The organism is Acinetobacter lwoffii (genome assembly GCF_024129715.1).
Classification (GTDB): Bacteria; Pseudomonadota; Gammaproteobacteria; order Pseudomonadales; family Moraxellaceae; genus Acinetobacter; species Acinetobacter lwoffii_U.
Genome location: NZ_JAMXXM010000009.1, coordinates 1 through 15,411 on the forward strand (window position 1 = coordinate 1; position 15,411 = coordinate 15,411).

A 15,411-nucleotide genomic window follows, 5' to 3' on the forward strand; every position below is an offset into this window, starting at 1 on the left:
AATTCTATAGAGAATAGCTTCAATAAAATTGCGTAAATTTGAGTTGTGGTGAATGGATAAATTACGCAGAATAACTTTCAACTTTTGCCAGTGTTGATCTGTCAGCATGGTACGAGGCATAGCGAATAGTAAAATTGGGTTTGGCGATTTGATTTTACTACTTCGCTATTTTTTTAAACTAAAAGTGTCAACACACCCTAGATAAAACAAAAAAAATCAGCCCTCAGGCTGATTTTTTTATCCAAAATCAAAATTAAAGCCCGGCTTCATACTCTGTATTTGAAAGTAGTTTTTCAACATCTGCGATATTATCTGGCTTAATTTTATAGATCCAGCCTTTGCCGTATGGATCATCATTAATGAAATCTGGATCATCTTCAAGGTCAGGATTAATTTCTACCACCACACCCGACACAGGCGCATGAATATCTGAAGCGGTTTTCACCGACTCAACCACGCCAGCTTGTTCGCCCGCAGTGATATGTGAATCAAGATCTGGTGCTTCGACATAGACCAAATCGCCTAACGCATCCTGTGCATGGTCGGAAATACCGGTCACAACAAGATCACCCTCAATGCGCACCCATTCATGTGTACTTGCGTACTTTAATTCTGCAGGATGATTCATTGATAACTCCTTAAAAATCTTAAGATCATTTTTGACATGTTTTATACATTCTTTTTAAGCAAAACAAAAGGCTTATGCTCCCTTATAAATAAGGATCTTTGCGCCAGTTGCTCGGGCTGCGACCACTCCAGCGTTTAAACGCCCGGCTAAAATTGGCCACATCACTATAACCCAATTCATCGGCAATCTGTTCCAAGGTAAAATCTGTCCGGGATAATAACGAGGTAGCATGCCGGTAACGCACTTCATCAACAAGGGTAGAAAATGAGGTGCCTTCAGCCGCCAGTTGACGTTTTAAGGTGCGGTCAGACATATGTAAGCGATCCGCCACACTTTCAATACTCAGATAATGTTGCTCGGCATGGGTCAAGATATCACGGACACGCATGGCAATCCGGTGCCGCTCACCCAAGGCAGAAAGTTCTGTTTCACACTGGTTAATCGCAATCTGGCTGGCAATTGGATCGGCATGTACCAGCTTATTCATCAGGTAACTTTTATCAAAACTTAGAATTAAATGTGGTTGTTCAAAACGGAATTGATGGGTGGGGAACTTTGCCATAAAGCGTTCAAAACCTTCCGGTTTTTTAAAATCAAAATCGATTTCTCCTGTCGCATCAGTAACACCTGTAATGGCCTTGGCCATACTGATCAGTCCAATCAGCAAGGCAATGGAAATTTCGGTGCGCAGAGGTTCAAGCTGAATATCGGTTTGCAGCTGTACCGTGGCTTTGGCACCAAAGGTCGAGAAAAATAGTTGCAGGAAGGGTAAGCGAAGTTGAATAAATCGGTTCGCCAGTACCAGCGCATCAGTAATATTATTCGCCGTCATAATGGCATAGCCGATAAAGCCATGAATCGAGATCCGCATCTGTGTGCCGAGATGATAACCCAAGGTCGGCTCTCCGGTCAGTTTCAGGGCATATTTGACCAGTTCGTTGGCGACAGGGGTTGGAATACGAAAATCAGGATCTGCCAACTGTTCACTGGTCAGGCCAAAAGGTTGGAAAAGCGACTCATTATTATAACCCCAACGGGAAATGACATCGAGAAGCAGGAGACCGTAAACACCTGGAATTCCTTGGTCTTGGCGTGGAGCAATTGTTTTCATGCGCGATCCGTTGCACTCATTCAAATTTTTTTATTTATAAATAGATATTGGCATGAAGCCGCCAAATTTTTCATTAAAATTGTTGGACAAAATTTTGGCGATTGTGACTGTGCCACTGGCAGATTAGCCTGAATTCAGCATTAAAATCAATTTAAACCACATAATTTTATTGATGAAATTAAAATTATTTTATTGAACAAGTCGCATCCCAGCATCTGTTTGCTCAGGACAGGACGATTCGTCTAGTTTTTATTAATCATTGAACAGGACTTCTTCAGAGAGCTTTAAGAACTAGAGAGTTATGTCATTTCATTAAAATACCAGATAGATGGCAACTTAAGGTTCATCTGTAGAGAAAATTTTAAAAAGAAAGGTCTGGGCAAAGTTTTCTTTTGTCCCAGACCTGTTCAGTATTGAAGACAATCAAATCGTCAACGGTTTAATCGTCTTGCTGATTTTGTATTAATCAAGATTTTTCGATGCTTTGACCTGTTGCTGAATCAACATGCCGCCCGTTTGACGCTGCCAAAGCTGGGCATAGATGCCATTCAATGCTACCAGTTCATCATGCGTGCCTTGTTCGGCAATTCGACCCTGATCCAGCACAATCAGACGATCCATCTGGGCAATGGTAGACAGGCGATGAGCAATGGCAATCACGGTTTTACCTTGCATCAAGTCGTCCAGACTGTTTTGAATTGCTGCTTCGACTTCAGAATCCAGCGCACTGGTCGCTTCATCCAGAATCAGAATCGGCGCATCTTTCAGGAATACACGTGCAATTGCAATTCGCTGACGCTGTCCGCCGGAAAGTTTCACGCCACGTTCACCGACATAGGCTTCATAGCCTTTTTTGCCACGCAAATCAGTCAAATTAGGAATAAACTCTTCCGCTTTGGCTTTACGTACGGCTTCAAACATTTCTTCATCAGTCGCATCCGGACGACCATATTTAATGTTTTCAGCGACAGTGCGATGTAGCAGTGAAGTATCTTGAGTCACTAATGCAATGTTCTTGCGCAAACTGTCCTGAGTCACATCGTCAATATCCTGACCATCGATTAAGATACGACCCTGATTGATATGATAAAAGTGCAGCAACAGTTGAATCAGGGTAGATTTTCCGGCACCTGAACGGCCGACAATACCAATTTTTTCACCCGGGCGAATGGTCAGATTAAACTGATCAATCACGTTTTTATCATTATAGGCAAAGCTGACATTTTCAAATTTGATTTCACCGTGATTGAGCTTTAGCTCTTTGGCACCCGGTTTATCTTCAATGGCAATTTTGCGGCCTAAAGTTTTCATACCATCCTGAATGGTACCGACATTTTCAAACAGGGCAGAGGTCTGCCACATCATAAATTCGGCAATACTGTTCAGTTTCAGTACCATTGCTGTAGTTGCAGCAATAATGCCCAGCTCGGCCTGACCTTCCATCCACAACCAGATCGCAGTACCCAGTACGCCGCCATATAACACTACACTCAGCAGTAAAATACTGATTTCGTATTGGGCACCCAGACGCATCTGTTTATATACCGTTACCATAAATTCCTGCATAGAGGTCTTGGCATACTGGCTTTCACGACCGGCATGAGCAAACAGCTTGACAGTCTGAATATTGGTATAGGCATCTGTGATACGACCAGTCATAACAGCACGGGCATCCGCCTGAGCATTGGAAATTTTGCTCAAACGCGGAATGAAATAACACGCGGCACAGATAAACAAGGCTAGCCAGACCATTAGTGGAATGATCAGCAAAGGTGAAATTGCACCTAAAACAATATTAATGGTGATGAAATAAATCAGCACATACGCCAGCATGTCTCCCAGAATGACCCAGAATTCGCGCACTGCCAGAGCGGTTTGCATGACTTTGGCAGATAATCGTCCGGCAAAATCATTATGGAAAAAATCCAGGCTTTGTTTCATCAGTAGATTATGAAAGCGCCAGCGTAAACGCATCGGAAAGTTACTATACAGAATCTGATGCTTGATCAGGGATTGCGCACTGGCGAAGAAAATATTGGCCAGAAGAACAATACTCAGCAAGGTTAAATTGCTGGCATGCTGTTCCAAAAAAGTATCGGGCTGGCTTTTACTGAGCCAGTTCACCAGCTCACCAATTTTTGAATACAGTAAGGCTTCGAAGCTGGCAGCACCAGCAGTACATAGCACCAGAATCAGCAAATAACGGCGGACTCCATAGGCGGCCTGCCAGACAAATGGAAAAAACTTGGTCGGTAAAGGTTGGTTCAGATTTTTGGTGGGATAGGGGTCAACCAGTCTTTCAAGCCATCGAAACATTATCGTACTCTTATCATGCATTTTGCTTTTCGGGAATTATAAAGGATTCTGTTTTTTTAAGCCCGTAATTGGGTGAAATTGCCATAAAATGATTCACTCAATTAAAACTTAGATTATAAAAATTAAACTAAAGCCAGATTTATGCCAGTGAGGTTTTAAACATCTCATCAAATAAAAAAGCCTGGAATGCAGCAACACCTCAGGCTTGGTATTGGATGACTTGTGTTTAAGTAATAATAGAAGACGGTTGAGTAAATGCCTCTTTTAAATCAAGACCTGAAGGCGCTTGATACACCTTTAAACCAAATTCCGGAATAATTGCCAGCAGATGATCCATGATATCCGACTGGATATTTTCATACTCGACCCAGGCGGTGGTATTGGTAAAGGCATAAATTTCTAACGGTAAACCTTCACTGGTCGGCTGCAATTGGCGCACCATCAGGGAATGATTTTTACTAATGCCCGAATGCTGTTGCAGATAAAATTCTACATAGGCACGGAAAGTTCCCAGATTGGTGAGACGACGCTGGTTATATTGCGAATGATGACTCAGTTGCAGGTTAAATTGTTCCAGCTCTTCTGATTTGGTATTCAGGTACTGATCGAGCAGAATAAAATTTTTCAGCTTGTTCTGTTCTTCAGCCGACATAAAATGCACGCTGCTTTGATCAATATGAATCGAGCGTTTGATTCGGCGCGCACCGGCTTCCTGCATGCCACGCCAGTTTTTAAAGGTATCCGTCACCAGTTTATTGGTCGGAATGGTGGTCACCGTTTTATCAAAGTTCTGTACCGTAATGGTATGTAATGACATATCAATGACATCGCCGTCCGCATTCAGCGAGGGCATTTCGATCCAGTCGCCAATACGCACCATGTCATAGGATGAAATCTGAACCGACGCCACCAGCGACAAAATGGTATTTTGAAAGACCAGCATCAACACCGCGGCCATGGCACCGAAGCCAGCCAGCAAGGTAAAGACATCCTTTTTCAGGAAAGTGCCGAGAATCATCAGGCCACAGACAATAAAGATAATCAGTTTGACCAGCTGCAAATAACCTTTAATCGGTTTGTTACGTGACTTGGGATTACGCTGATAGACCAGGTTAAAAATATTCAGTAATTCACCAAGAGCCAGGGCAATCGTCAGGAAGATAAAAGCCTGTGCACCCATTTGCACAAAGGACTCAACCTTGTCAGATAAATGCGGTACCGTGGTAATCCCGTTCATGATCACCACTGCCGGAACAATATTGGCAATCCGGCGAATTACGCTATGCTCAGCAAAAATCTGATTATTGGCAAAAGGCATTCTGGAAATCAGTTGACGTATTCCGCGTACCACAATCTGTTTGGCAAATAGATTGGCAAGAATCGCCAGTAAAATCACAATACTCAGTGAAGATAGCATTTCCAGCCATGGGTACTGATTTGCCCATTCTTGAATATTCCGAATAAAATTAAACTGTTCCAAACGATCTTTCTCTTCAATCAAAAATTTAGATCAAGTTTATAGGTTTGGATCAGATTTTTTAATATTGGATAACTTTTTAAAACATATCTATTGGTGCAAATCGTTCAATAAAAGTGCCTACAAATAAAAAACCGGCGACTTCGCCGGTTTATGATCTTCGATATTTCAGTAATGATATCGCGATGCTTACCACATCAAGTCATCAGGAATAACATAAGCTGCATATGGATCTTCTTCATCGGTGGTTTCTTCATTTTTCTCTGAATTATTCACAATGATAAAGCCCTGCATTTTCGCATTGATACGATCTGCCAGAGCTTTAGGCAAAAACGCATAGCTATCATTTTCACGTGCAATGACCAAACTGCCTGCGACCAGTGCATTATAGATTTGCTGGTTTAAATAGACTTTTTTGACTTTACTGTCATCAATAAACTGATAGACCGCATCGCCGTCAGTATCACGGATTTTGTGCTGATTAATCATTTGCATGATTGCGGCTTTGAGTTCTTTTTCCTGCAAAGCTGCTTTTTTCTCTTGCTCAATCGCCTGATCTTTAGCCATTTTTTGCTGTTTGTCTTGTTCAATCTTGGCCTTGATTTCAGCCTCGGTACCGTCACCGGTGCGTTTTTCATGCACAGCCTGTTTAGACAGTTTTTTGGCTTTTTTATTATCGACCAATCCTGCCTTTAACAATTGTGCCTGCAATGCATTTTTAACCATGAGAATGTCCAGATATTAGTCGTGTTGATGTCGATAACGTAAATAAATCACCCAATACGTGAGACTGAGAACCAGACTCAGCACTGCCGGGATCAGGAATGCATTTAATTTTAAATAAGGATATAGCCAGCTGGCAAGAATGCCACCGCTTAAAAAACCGAGCAAAATAAGCAGATGCAAAACCACGCGTCGTGATTCCACCTCTAAACCGCGCAAACGGTAGCCCATCGCCAAGCCGAGGTCGGTCAGTACGCCAGATAAATGCGTGGTGCGAATAATGGCACCTTTATAATGACTGACCATGGCATTTTGCACACCCATGGCAACACAGGCCCATAACAAGGCATAACGCGGGAAATAGGGCAATAATAACCAGCAGATCAAAATAAAAATAGCCACCAGGCTTAAAGGGTAACCATAAAGCTGCCCCAAGCGAAAGTGACTATTTCCAAGAATGAGTCCGCTATAGGATGAACCAATGACATAGCAGAGTGTGACCAAAAAGAGATACAACATCTGTTCTGGTTGCCAGTTCAGCAGGGCCATAGCCAGCATGCTGACATTGCCGGTCATATGTGAAACAGACTGGTGCAGTACCGTCACCAGACCCAAGACGTTAATCATGCCGGCATTGACCGCAAGAAAAAACGCCCCTAATTGTACCCAGGTAGGTAAACGCTGTAATGGCATAACAACATCATTGGCTAAACATATTGATTAATCAATATAAAATCAATTTGATGCGCGGTCTACTGCTGCAGTAAATAAAACATCAGTCGATGAGTTTAGCGCGGTTTCAGTAGAATCCTGCAATACGCTGATGACCATACCAATGGCGACCACTTGCATGGCGATATCCGAAGAAATACCAAACAGGCCACATGCAACTGGAATCAATAGTAATGAACCGCCTGCAACACCTGAAGCGCCACATGCCGAAACGGTTGCCACCACAGAAAGAATGAGCATAGTGCTGAAATCGACGCTAATCCCCAAAGTATTTACAGCCGCCAATGACAATACAGTAATGGTCACAGAAGCACCTGCCATGTTGATCGTAGCACCCAAAGGAATTGCGATACTTGAAGTTGATTCCTTGACGCCCAGACGTTTTGCCAAGTCCAGATTGACTGGAATATTGGCTGCCGAACTACGGGTAAAGAAAGCGGTAATGCCACTTTCGCGCAAGCAAGTGAATACCAGTGGATACGGGTTGTTGCGTGTCATTAAGGCAACCAGAAGCGGATTAATTACCAGTGCAACGAAAACCATCGTTCCGAGCAACACAGCAAGTAAATGTACGTAACTGGTCAGCGTATCCAGACCAGATTCAGCAAAAGTCACTGCAACCAGACCAAAAATACCCAAAGGTGCAAAGCTGATCACTAAACGAATCACATAATTCACTGCAAAGGCTGCATCATTCAAAAGCGTTTTGGTGCTATCCGATGCATGACGGAAAGCGATGCCTAATGCCACTGACCAGGCCAGAATGCCAATAAAGTTTGCTTCAGCAATTGCAACAACCGGGTTGGCGACAAAACTGAGCAGTAAATTCTTCAGGATTTCTACCAGACTGCCAGGTGGCTGTAATTCAGCTTGTGCAGCAATATCCAGGAACAGCGTACTTGGAAATAAGATGCTCGACACCACAGCGCTCAGCGCAGCAAGGAACATGCCGACCGCATACATCAGCATAATCGGTTTGATGGCGGCGTTGGATTGGCCCACTTTAAAATTCGCGATAGAAGCTAAAACTAAAATGAAAACCAGAATCGGTGCAACAGACTTCAAGGCTTTAATAAACAGGTCGCCCAATAGGCTTAATGAGGGAGTAGCTTCGGGAAATACCACAGCCACACCCACACCTAAAATAATGGCGATGATGATTCGAGAGACTAAGCTCATGCGCATAAGGGCAGAAAACATAAGGTTGCCTTGTGAAAATTACGAGGGCTAAATTTGGGAAAAAGTTGCGCTATTTTATACTTAATTTAAACAAGGCTTAAAATATATTTTTATATAAAAACCAAGATATTGATATTATTGATGTATTCTAAAATTAACGGGTTTAAAACATTGCTTATATTGAAGAAAAACTTCTTAAAATGATGAATAAATCACCACTTTTAAAATTGTATTCATGAAATAAATATCAAAGTTAAATAGATAAATTCAAATTATATTTGAAAATTCAGAAAAGACTGCACTTATGACCGGTCGGAATTTCCGGCCATAAGTTCCAGTATCTGCTATTTTAAATCATATAATCTTTATGCTGCTCAAAGATCTCTGGCGCCAGATCCTGAATCGCCTGAAAATGGGTCAGATAAATGCGCCCGCTCAGATGCGTCATCAATTTAGAAGCTTGCAGTTTGTCCATAACCGGGCCTTTGACTTCGGCAAAATGCAGACGAATATCCAGTTTGGCCAGTTCTGCATTTAAATCTTCCAGCATTTCCAGGGCACTCAGATCAATCGCACTGATGCTGGAACAGTTGATAATCACATGTTGCAGCTGGTCATTCAGGCTGATCTCATTGATCAGATAACCTTTAAAGCTATTGGCATTCAGAAATGTCAGATTCTCATCAATCCGCAGTGACAGCACCCGATCGGAGGTACTGACCTGATGCCGCTGAATATTGCGAAAATGCTGGGTTCCTTCGACCAGACCGACGACCGCAATATGCGGCCGGCTGATTCGCCATAGCATCAGCACAAAGGTCGACACGATTCCAATAATCAAACCGGTGGAAATATCAATCAGAACAACGCCGAGAAAGGTAATCCACATGGCAAGGCCATCTGCCTTGGAATAACGCCAGGCATCAAAAAATGGCTGGAAATTAACCAGCTTCCAGATGGAAACAATAATCGTCGCGGCCAGAATGGTCAGCGGCAGATCTTCAAAAAATCCGGTAAAGAACAGGCTCACAAAAATAATCAGAATAGAGGATAAAACACCGACCATAGGTGATTTGGCACCGGCATCGGCATTCACCACCGTCCGCGACAGGCTGCCCGTTACCGGAAAAGCTGAACTCACGCCTGCACTGATATTGGCCAGACCGAGCGCGATCAGTTCCTGATTACTGTTTAAATGACTGCGTTGCTGTAAGGCCGTAGCTTGAGCAATCGACAAGGATTCCACAAAGCTGATCATGGCGATCATGCTGGCACCTGGTAACAAGGTCATCACCAGTTCCCAGTTCCAGTGTGGAAAGGACAAGGGCGGAAAACCGGAAGGAATTGCACCGACCGTTTTAATACCCTGAAGCTTTAAATCCAGAAAGACAATCGCCGCAATCCCCAGACACACCAAAATCAGGGGCACTGCACGTACCAGAAAATCTGTAGAGCCGATCCGGCTTTGTACAGCCTGAGATTTTAATAACTTGGGCAAATAGATTAGCAGACCGATAGAGAACAGGCCGAAAATCAGGCTCGGCACGTGCAGCAGCGGGAAATATTGCAGCAAACTGCTGACAAACTCCGGAAGGTTATTGGCTTTTAAAGGAAGATCGACCAAAAACTTTAACTGCCCAAACGCAATCAATAAGGCAGAGGCAATAATAAAGCTTTGAATCACGGGATGACTGATCAACTGGATCAGAAAACCAAAACGGAATAATCCCAAAAGCAGGGAAATAATCCCGACCATCAGTGCCAATAAAGTCGCAGCTTCAATATAGACTGGTGAGCCGACTTCAAAAAGTGGATTGAGCGTAGCAAAAGTCATCATGGAAATGATGGCTACCGGGCCAATCGATAAAGTCGAACTCCCACCGAGCAGCGCATAAATGATCATCGGCAGGATGCTGGCATATAAGCCCATGATCGGCGGCAATCCTGCCAGCATGGCATAGGCCATCCCTTGAGGCACCAGCATCGCCACCACAATCAGGGCGGCTAGCACATCGGACTTAAATTTGACCGGCGTATAGTGGCTTAACCATGCCCAGGCAGGCAGTTTATGCAGAAGTTTAGACTTGGAATTTGGCATAAAAAGGTCTAAATCACAAATATAGATATATTATGCACAAATTCTGCTAAGAAGTCTTAGCTGATCTAGCTTCTTGATGATTCATGTTTAAAATGAATCATCTGGGTCAGTCACGTATCATTCGAAAACTTATGATCGTGATCTTAATGATTTAAAACGACATCAATAAGAGTTTAAAGAAATTCATCTTGATGACTGAAAAAAGAAAGATTCTTTATTTAGCTGGATTGCCGCAATACAATCGATAAAGGGTATTTAAGACCACAATCAAATTTTGATCTTTAATTGAATAATAAATCTGTTTGCCATCGCGTCGGGTATCTACCACATCGCTTTTACGCAGCATCATGAGCTGTTGGGAAAGAGTCGGCTGTTTAATCTCAGTTATTTCCTCAATTTCTGAAACATTCAGTTCCGCTTGAGACAGATGACATAAAATGAGAAGACGGTCGGTATTGGCCAGAGATTTTAAAATGCCGACGACCTGTTCTGCTGAATCGCGCATAGTCGTGATTTCAAAATCGGTTTTCATTCAATATGTCCATTATAAAGTTACAGCCCGCTAATTATACGGGTCTTAGCCCGTAATACCTTGCTAAAAACAGTTAAGTTTTATGGTTTTTAATGAATTGAATTATCAATTAAAATTATATTTTAAATATTGATAGATAAGATAAATTTATTGCATAGTGCAGAAAGTATTTTAGTTCACATTCGTGCAATGAAGTGCAAGTTTCATCAAACATCTACAAAGCAAAAAAATGCTTGTATGATGTTTAAGCGACTTAAACCAATAACATCAGGGATATCATCATGAGTACAGATTCAGCTTTTCCAACACCGAATAATTTAGGTATAGCGGTTTATAGTAATAATGCAGACGCGATTGGAAATACACCGCTTGTTCGTATTAATCGTGTGATTTCCGCTCCGGCCACGGTACTTGCGAAAATTGAAAGCCGTAATCCGGCATTTTCAGTCAAGTGTCGTATTGGTGCAGCGTTGATTAATGATGCTGAAAAATCTGGCAAGCTCAAATCCGGTATGCATATTGTCGAGCCAACCAGCGGCAATACCGGTATTGCATTGGCTTTTGTTGCGGCAGCCAAAGGTTATGACATTACTTTGACCATGCCTTCAAGCATGAGTATTGAACGCCGTAAGGTGGTGAAAGCATTGGGTGCCAATCTGGTACTGACTGATCCGGCCAAAGGCATGAAAGGCGCGATTGAAGAAGCACAACGTCTAGTCAATGAAAATCCTGAACTGTACTACCTGCCACAACAGTTTGAAAATCCGGCCAATCCTAAAATTCATGAAGAAACTACGGGCCCAGAAATCTGGGAAGCGACTGCGGGCAATGTCGATATTCTGGTCGCAGGTGTCGGAACGGGTGGAACCATTACCGGTATTTCACGCTACTTTGAAAAGGTAAAAAATAAGCCTTTATATTCAGTGGCGGTGGAACCCGCTGAGTCTGCAATTATTGGTCAGGCCAAACGCGGTGAAGACATTACACCTGGACCACACAAAATTCAGGGGATTGGTGCCAACTTCATTCCAGGTAATCTGGATTTAGACCTCGTTGATGAAGTGATTGCCATTAATAGCGCAGATGCAGTCGAGTGGGCACGTAAAACGGCGGCTCAGGAAGGTATCCTGGTCGGTATTTCAAGTGGCGCGGCTATGGCAGCCGCGGCACAATTGGCGGCTCGCCCTGAAAATGCTGGTAAAAATATTGTGGTGATTTTGCCAGACGGTGGTGAACGTTACCTGTCTTCGATCTTATTTGAAGATATTTCTGCCGAATAACATTGATGCATTTTATATTTTAAATACTGGCATACAAGCCCGAAGTCATCTTCGGGCTTTTTTATTGGGTGACTTTAAATCGCAGCAGACAGCTGCATTATTTTTAAAATAGTCAGATGAAAGACTTGACCTTACCATGATGGGAATGTTTAAGCTATAAGCTCAACAGTGAGTTGAGGCATGGAGATGGGCATGGCAGAACAAGATAGCAACCGCTTATATGAGCAGCAGGTGCAGATTGGCGGTATGACCTGTGCCTCCTGTGTCGCTCGCGTGGAAAAAGCCTTGAAAAAAATTGAAGGCGTGGTCGAGGCGTCTGTCAATCTATCGACTGAAAAAGCTTTTATTAAAAGCCAGCAGCCGATTGCTGCCGCTGCGCTGGTTCAAGCAATTGAAAAATCCGGTTTCGATGTACCGACGCAACAGTTTGATTTGAACATTGAAGGCATGACCTGTGCATCCTGTGTGGCTCGCGTAGAAAAAGCCCTAAAAAAAGTGGAGGGCGTGCTGGATGCACAAGTGAATCTGGCCACTGAAAAGGCGCATGTGAGTGCGATCAATTCTGTGCCATTGTCCAAGCTGACTCAAGCCATGCAAAAAGCCGGTTTTGATATTCAGAGCGATCGCATTGAACTGGCTATTGAAGGCATGACTTGCGCTTCATGTGTGGCACGTGTGGAAAAAGCTTTATTAAAAGTAGAAGGTGTCAGCGAAGCACAGGTCAATCTGGCCACCGAAACTGCCTGGGTGAAAGCCTCGCATGCCCAGATTCCGGCCTTGATTGCTGCGGTGGAGAAAGCCGGTTATCAGGCCACCATAAAATCTGGTAGGGATATGTCGACAGATAGCCATTATGCTTTTCAGGAAAAGAAAGCCAATGAAACGGCACAACTGAAACGAGATTTATGGCTTGCAGTCATTCTGACAGCGCCTGTATTTATTCTGGAAATGGGTTCACATCTGATCCCAGCTTTTCATCATTTTATTGCCCATACGTTGGGAACCCAGAACAGCTGGTATCTGCAGTTTGTGCTGACCACTTTGGTGCTGATGATTCCGGGACGGCGTTTTTATCAGCATGGTATTCCAGCTTTATTGCGTCTGGCACCAGATATGAACTCGCTGGTGGCTGTTGGAACCATTGCAGCTTACGGATTTTCCTGTATTGCGACCTTTTTTCCGCAGTTGTTACCCCAGTCCACCGTACATGTGTACTTTGAAGCGGCCGCCGTCATTGTCGCGCTGATTTTACTGGGGCGTTATCTGGAAGCCAAAGCCAAAGGTAAAACCTCAGAAGCGATTCAGTATCTGGTCGGCTTGCAACCGAAAACGGCACGGGTACAACAGAATGATCACTGGGTTGATCTGGCAATTGCAGATGTGCAACAAGGGATGCTGATTGAAATCCGTCCAGGTGAAAAAGTTGCTGTCGATGGTGAAGTGGTTGCCGGGCAAAGTTATATCGACGAAGCGATGATTAGCGGTGAACCTTTACCTGTGGCCAAACAGGCCGGTGATCAGGTGGTCGGCGGTACGGTAAACCAGAACGGAACCTTGCAAATCAAGGCGACTAAGGTCGGCCAAGATTCGGTACTGGCGCAGATTATTCAGATGGTAGAACAGGCACAAGGCTCAAAACTGCCGATTCAGGCGGTGGTCGATAAAGTGACCTTATGGTTTGTGCCGGCTGTTATGGCGCTAGCGGCCTTGACCTTTATGGTCTGGTTCCTGTTTGGGCCTGAGCCGAATCTGACCTACGCCTTGGTAAATGCGGTCGCCGTACTGATTATTGCCTGTCCATGTGCGATGGGACTGGCGACTCCTACTTCAATTATGGTCGGAACTGGCCGTGCAGCAGAACTGGGCGTGTTGTTCCGTAAGGGCGAAGCATTGCAGTTATTGCAGCAAACCAAAGTCGTCGCGCTGGATAAAACTGGAACCTTGACTGAAGGAAAACCATTGCTGACCGACTTTGAAGTCACCGCTGATTTTAATCAGCAGACCGTATTACAGCTGGTGGCTTCGGTGGAGGCCAAGTCAGAACATCCGATTGCCCACGCCATTGTTCAGGCTGCTCGCGAGCAAGAGCTGGGACTGATGGACGTGACGGATTTTGATTCAATTACTGGTGCAGGGGTCAAAGCACAGGTGTCCGGTCAGCAACTGCATATTGGTGCAGAACGTTTGATGCAGGACTTGGGCTTAAATGTCGATCTGTTTAGAGACACTGCACAAAAGCTCGGTGATCAGGGCCGCAGTCCTTTATATGTAGCGATTAATCAGAAACTGGCTGCGATTATTGCAGTAGCCGATCCGATTAAACCAACTACTTATAGCGCGATTCAGGCCTTGCATGACCAAGGTCTTAAAGTGGCGATGATTACTGGTGATCATCAGCATACCGCGCAGGCGATCGCCAAACAGTTGAAAATCGATCAGGTGATTGCGGAAGTTTTGCCGCATGAAAAAGTCGATGCAGTACGACAACTCCAGCAGCAATACGGCGTGCTCACTTTTGTTGGGGATGGAATCAATGATGCACCGGCATTGGCCCAGGCCGATGTCGGTATGGCGATTGGAACCGGTACCGATGTCGCGATTGAAGCAGCCGATGTGGTGTTGATGTCAGGCAATTTACAGCATGTGGCTACAGGCATTGGTTTAAGTCAGGCAACCATGCGCAATATCAAACAGAATCTGTTTTGGGCCTTTGTCTATAATATTGCGTTAATCCCGATTGCTGCAGGTGTGCTTTATCCATTTTGGGGCATCTTGTTATCGCCAATGTTTGCCGCAGGCGCGATGGCACTATCCTCTGTGTTTGTGGTTAGTAATGCCTTGAGATTAAAAGCTTATCAACCGGTGCAGTTTAAGGAGTCAGTATGATGAATATTGGTCAGGCCGCAAAACGGTCCGGCATCTCTGCAAAAATGATCCGATATTATGAAGAAATCGGCTTGTTGCCGGCTCCGAAACGCAGTGATACAGGTTATCGGATTTATAGTGATGCGGACATTAAAACATTAAGTTTTATTCAGCATGCACGTGAACTGGGATTTTCTTCAGAGCAGATGAAAGAATTACTCGGCCTGTGGCTGAACAGCTCACGCCAGAGCAGCGAGGTTAAACAGCTGGCACAAAAACATATCCAGTTTTTACAACAGAAAATTGCCGATATGCAGCATATGCTGATGATATTACAGCAATCGGTGGAACAATGTGCCGGCAATGAACAGTCTGACTGCCAGATTTTAAAACAGATTGAACAGGGTGTCGTCCCTGAGCAGCACTGACCTGATCTGCAGTTCAGCTCAGATTAAATATAGTCTGCCGAA

At 44.0% G+C, this 15,411-nt stretch carries 12 protein-coding genes and 1 pseudogene; 3 read left to right on the plus strand and 10 right to left on the minus strand.

Annotation, left to right across the window (positions count from 1 at the left end):
* The 10 genes and pseudogenes from NI462_RS07850 to NI462_RS07895 form a co-directional block, all read right to left on the minus strand.
* Nucleotides 1–120: pseudogene (locus NI462_RS07850) on the minus strand (IS5/IS1182 family transposase); the annotation flags it as partial.
* Nucleotides 121–253: 133 nt separating this feature from the next.
* Nucleotides 254–628: a glycine cleavage system protein GcvH gene (gene gcvH, locus NI462_RS07855; RefSeq protein WP_004647068.1), complete on the minus strand. Its 375-nt coding sequence runs from the start codon at nucleotides 626–628 to the stop codon at nucleotides 254–256.
* Between the two features lie 82 nt (nucleotides 629–710).
* Nucleotides 711–1,739: an AraC family transcriptional regulator gene (locus NI462_RS07860; protein WP_253159918.1), complete on the minus strand. Its 1,029-nt coding sequence runs from the start codon at nucleotides 1,737–1,739 to the stop codon at nucleotides 711–713.
* 462 nt (nucleotides 1,740–2,201) lie between these two features.
* Entirely contained in the window at nucleotides 2,202–4,055 is a 1,854-nt protein-coding gene (locus NI462_RS07865; protein ID WP_253159920.1) for an ABC transporter ATP-binding protein, read from the minus strand.
* Between the two features lie 226 nt (nucleotides 4,056–4,281).
* Nucleotides 4,282–5,556: a mechanosensitive ion channel family protein gene (locus NI462_RS07870; RefSeq protein WP_005266301.1), complete on the minus strand. Its 1,275-nt coding sequence runs from the start codon at nucleotides 5,554–5,556 to the stop codon at nucleotides 4,282–4,284.
* A gap of 165 nt (nucleotides 5,557–5,721) precedes the next feature.
* Nucleotides 5,722–6,258 (minus strand): DUF2058 domain-containing protein, encoded by a 537-nt coding sequence (locus tag NI462_RS07875; protein ID WP_253159922.1) that lies wholly within the window; start codon nucleotides 6,256–6,258, stop codon nucleotides 5,722–5,724.
* A gap of 15 nt (nucleotides 6,259–6,273) precedes the next feature.
* Complete coding sequence (locus tag NI462_RS07880) at nucleotides 6,274–6,948, minus strand: YoaK family protein (protein ID WP_004647063.1); 675 nt, start codon at nucleotides 6,946–6,948, stop codon at nucleotides 6,274–6,276.
* 42 nt (nucleotides 6,949–6,990) lie between these two features.
* A complete protein-coding gene (gene sstT / locus NI462_RS07885; protein WP_253159924.1) occupies nucleotides 6,991–8,187 on the minus strand; it encodes a serine/threonine transporter SstT in 1,197 nt (398 codons plus the stop codon).
* Nucleotides 8,188–8,515: 328 nt separating this feature from the next.
* Nucleotides 8,516–10,264, minus strand: a complete 1,749-nt coding sequence (locus tag NI462_RS07890; protein WP_253159926.1) for a SulP family inorganic anion transporter — start codon at nucleotides 10,262–10,264, stop codon at nucleotides 8,516–8,518.
* A 214-nt stretch (nucleotides 10,265–10,478) separates the two neighbouring features.
* The gene (locus NI462_RS07895; RefSeq protein WP_004647061.1) at nucleotides 10,479–10,796 is read right to left on the minus strand and encodes an ArsR/SmtB family transcription factor; all 318 of its coding nucleotides are present in this window, start codon (nucleotides 10,794–10,796) and stop codon (nucleotides 10,479–10,481) included.
* Nucleotides 10,797–11,077: 281 nt separating this feature from the next.
* Here NI462_RS07895 and cysK point away from each other — a divergent pair, with 281 nt between their 5' ends.
* From cysK to cueR, 3 genes are all read left to right on the plus strand, one after another.
* Nucleotides 11,078–12,076, plus strand: a complete 999-nt coding sequence (cysK, locus tag NI462_RS07900) for a cysteine synthase A (protein ID WP_180180759.1) — start codon at nucleotides 11,078–11,080, stop codon at nucleotides 12,074–12,076.
* A 186-nt stretch (nucleotides 12,077–12,262) separates the two neighbouring features.
* Nucleotides 12,263–14,962 carry a heavy metal translocating P-type ATPase gene (locus NI462_RS07905; protein ID WP_253160021.1) on the plus strand — a complete coding sequence of 900 codons (2,700 nt, stop codon included), beginning with the start codon at nucleotides 12,263–12,265 and terminating at the stop codon, nucleotides 14,960–14,962.
* Entirely contained in the window at nucleotides 14,959–15,369 is a 411-nt protein-coding gene (gene cueR, locus NI462_RS07910; protein ID WP_253159928.1) for a Cu(I)-responsive transcriptional regulator, read from the plus strand. The genes NI462_RS07905 and cueR overlap by 4 nt, the downstream gene beginning before the upstream one ends.
* Nucleotides 15,370–15,411 lie beyond the last annotated feature (42 nt).

Coding starts and splice junctions, on each gene's coding strand:
- sstT (WP_253159924.1), bottom strand. CDS start 8,187: ATGTTTTCTGCCCTTATGCGCATGAGCTTAGTCTCTCGAATCATCATC.
- NI462_RS07890 (WP_253159926.1), bottom strand. CDS start 10,264: ATGCCAAATTCCAAGTCTAAACTTCTGCATAAACTGCCTGCCTGGGCA.
- NI462_RS07865 (WP_253159920.1), bottom strand. CDS start 4,055: ATGTTTCGATGGCTTGAAAGACTGGTTGACCCCTATCCCACCAAAAAT.
- NI462_RS07860 (WP_253159918.1), bottom strand. CDS start 1,739: ATGAAAACAATTGCTCCACGCCAAGACCAAGGAATTCCAGGTGTTTAC.
- gcvH (WP_004647068.1), bottom strand. CDS start 628: ATGAATCATCCTGCAGAATTAAAGTACGCAAGTACACATGAATGGGTG.
- NI462_RS07875 (WP_253159922.1), bottom strand. CDS start 6,258: ATGGTTAAAAATGCATTGCAGGCACAATTGTTAAAGGCAGGATTGGTC.
- NI462_RS07880 (WP_004647063.1), bottom strand. CDS start 6,948: ATGCCATTACAGCGTTTACCTACCTGGGTACAATTAGGGGCGTTTTTT.
- cysK (WP_180180759.1), top strand. CDS start 11,078: ATGAGTACAGATTCAGCTTTTCCAACACCGAATAATTTAGGTATAGCG.
- cueR (WP_253159928.1), top strand. CDS start 14,959: ATGATGAATATTGGTCAGGCCGCAAAACGGTCCGGCATCTCTGCAAAA.
- NI462_RS07895 (WP_004647061.1), bottom strand. CDS start 10,796: ATGAAAACCGATTTTGAAATCACGACTATGCGCGATTCAGCAGAACAG.
- NI462_RS07905 (WP_253160021.1), top strand. CDS start 12,263: ATGGGCATGGCAGAACAAGATAGCAACCGCTTATATGAGCAGCAGGTG.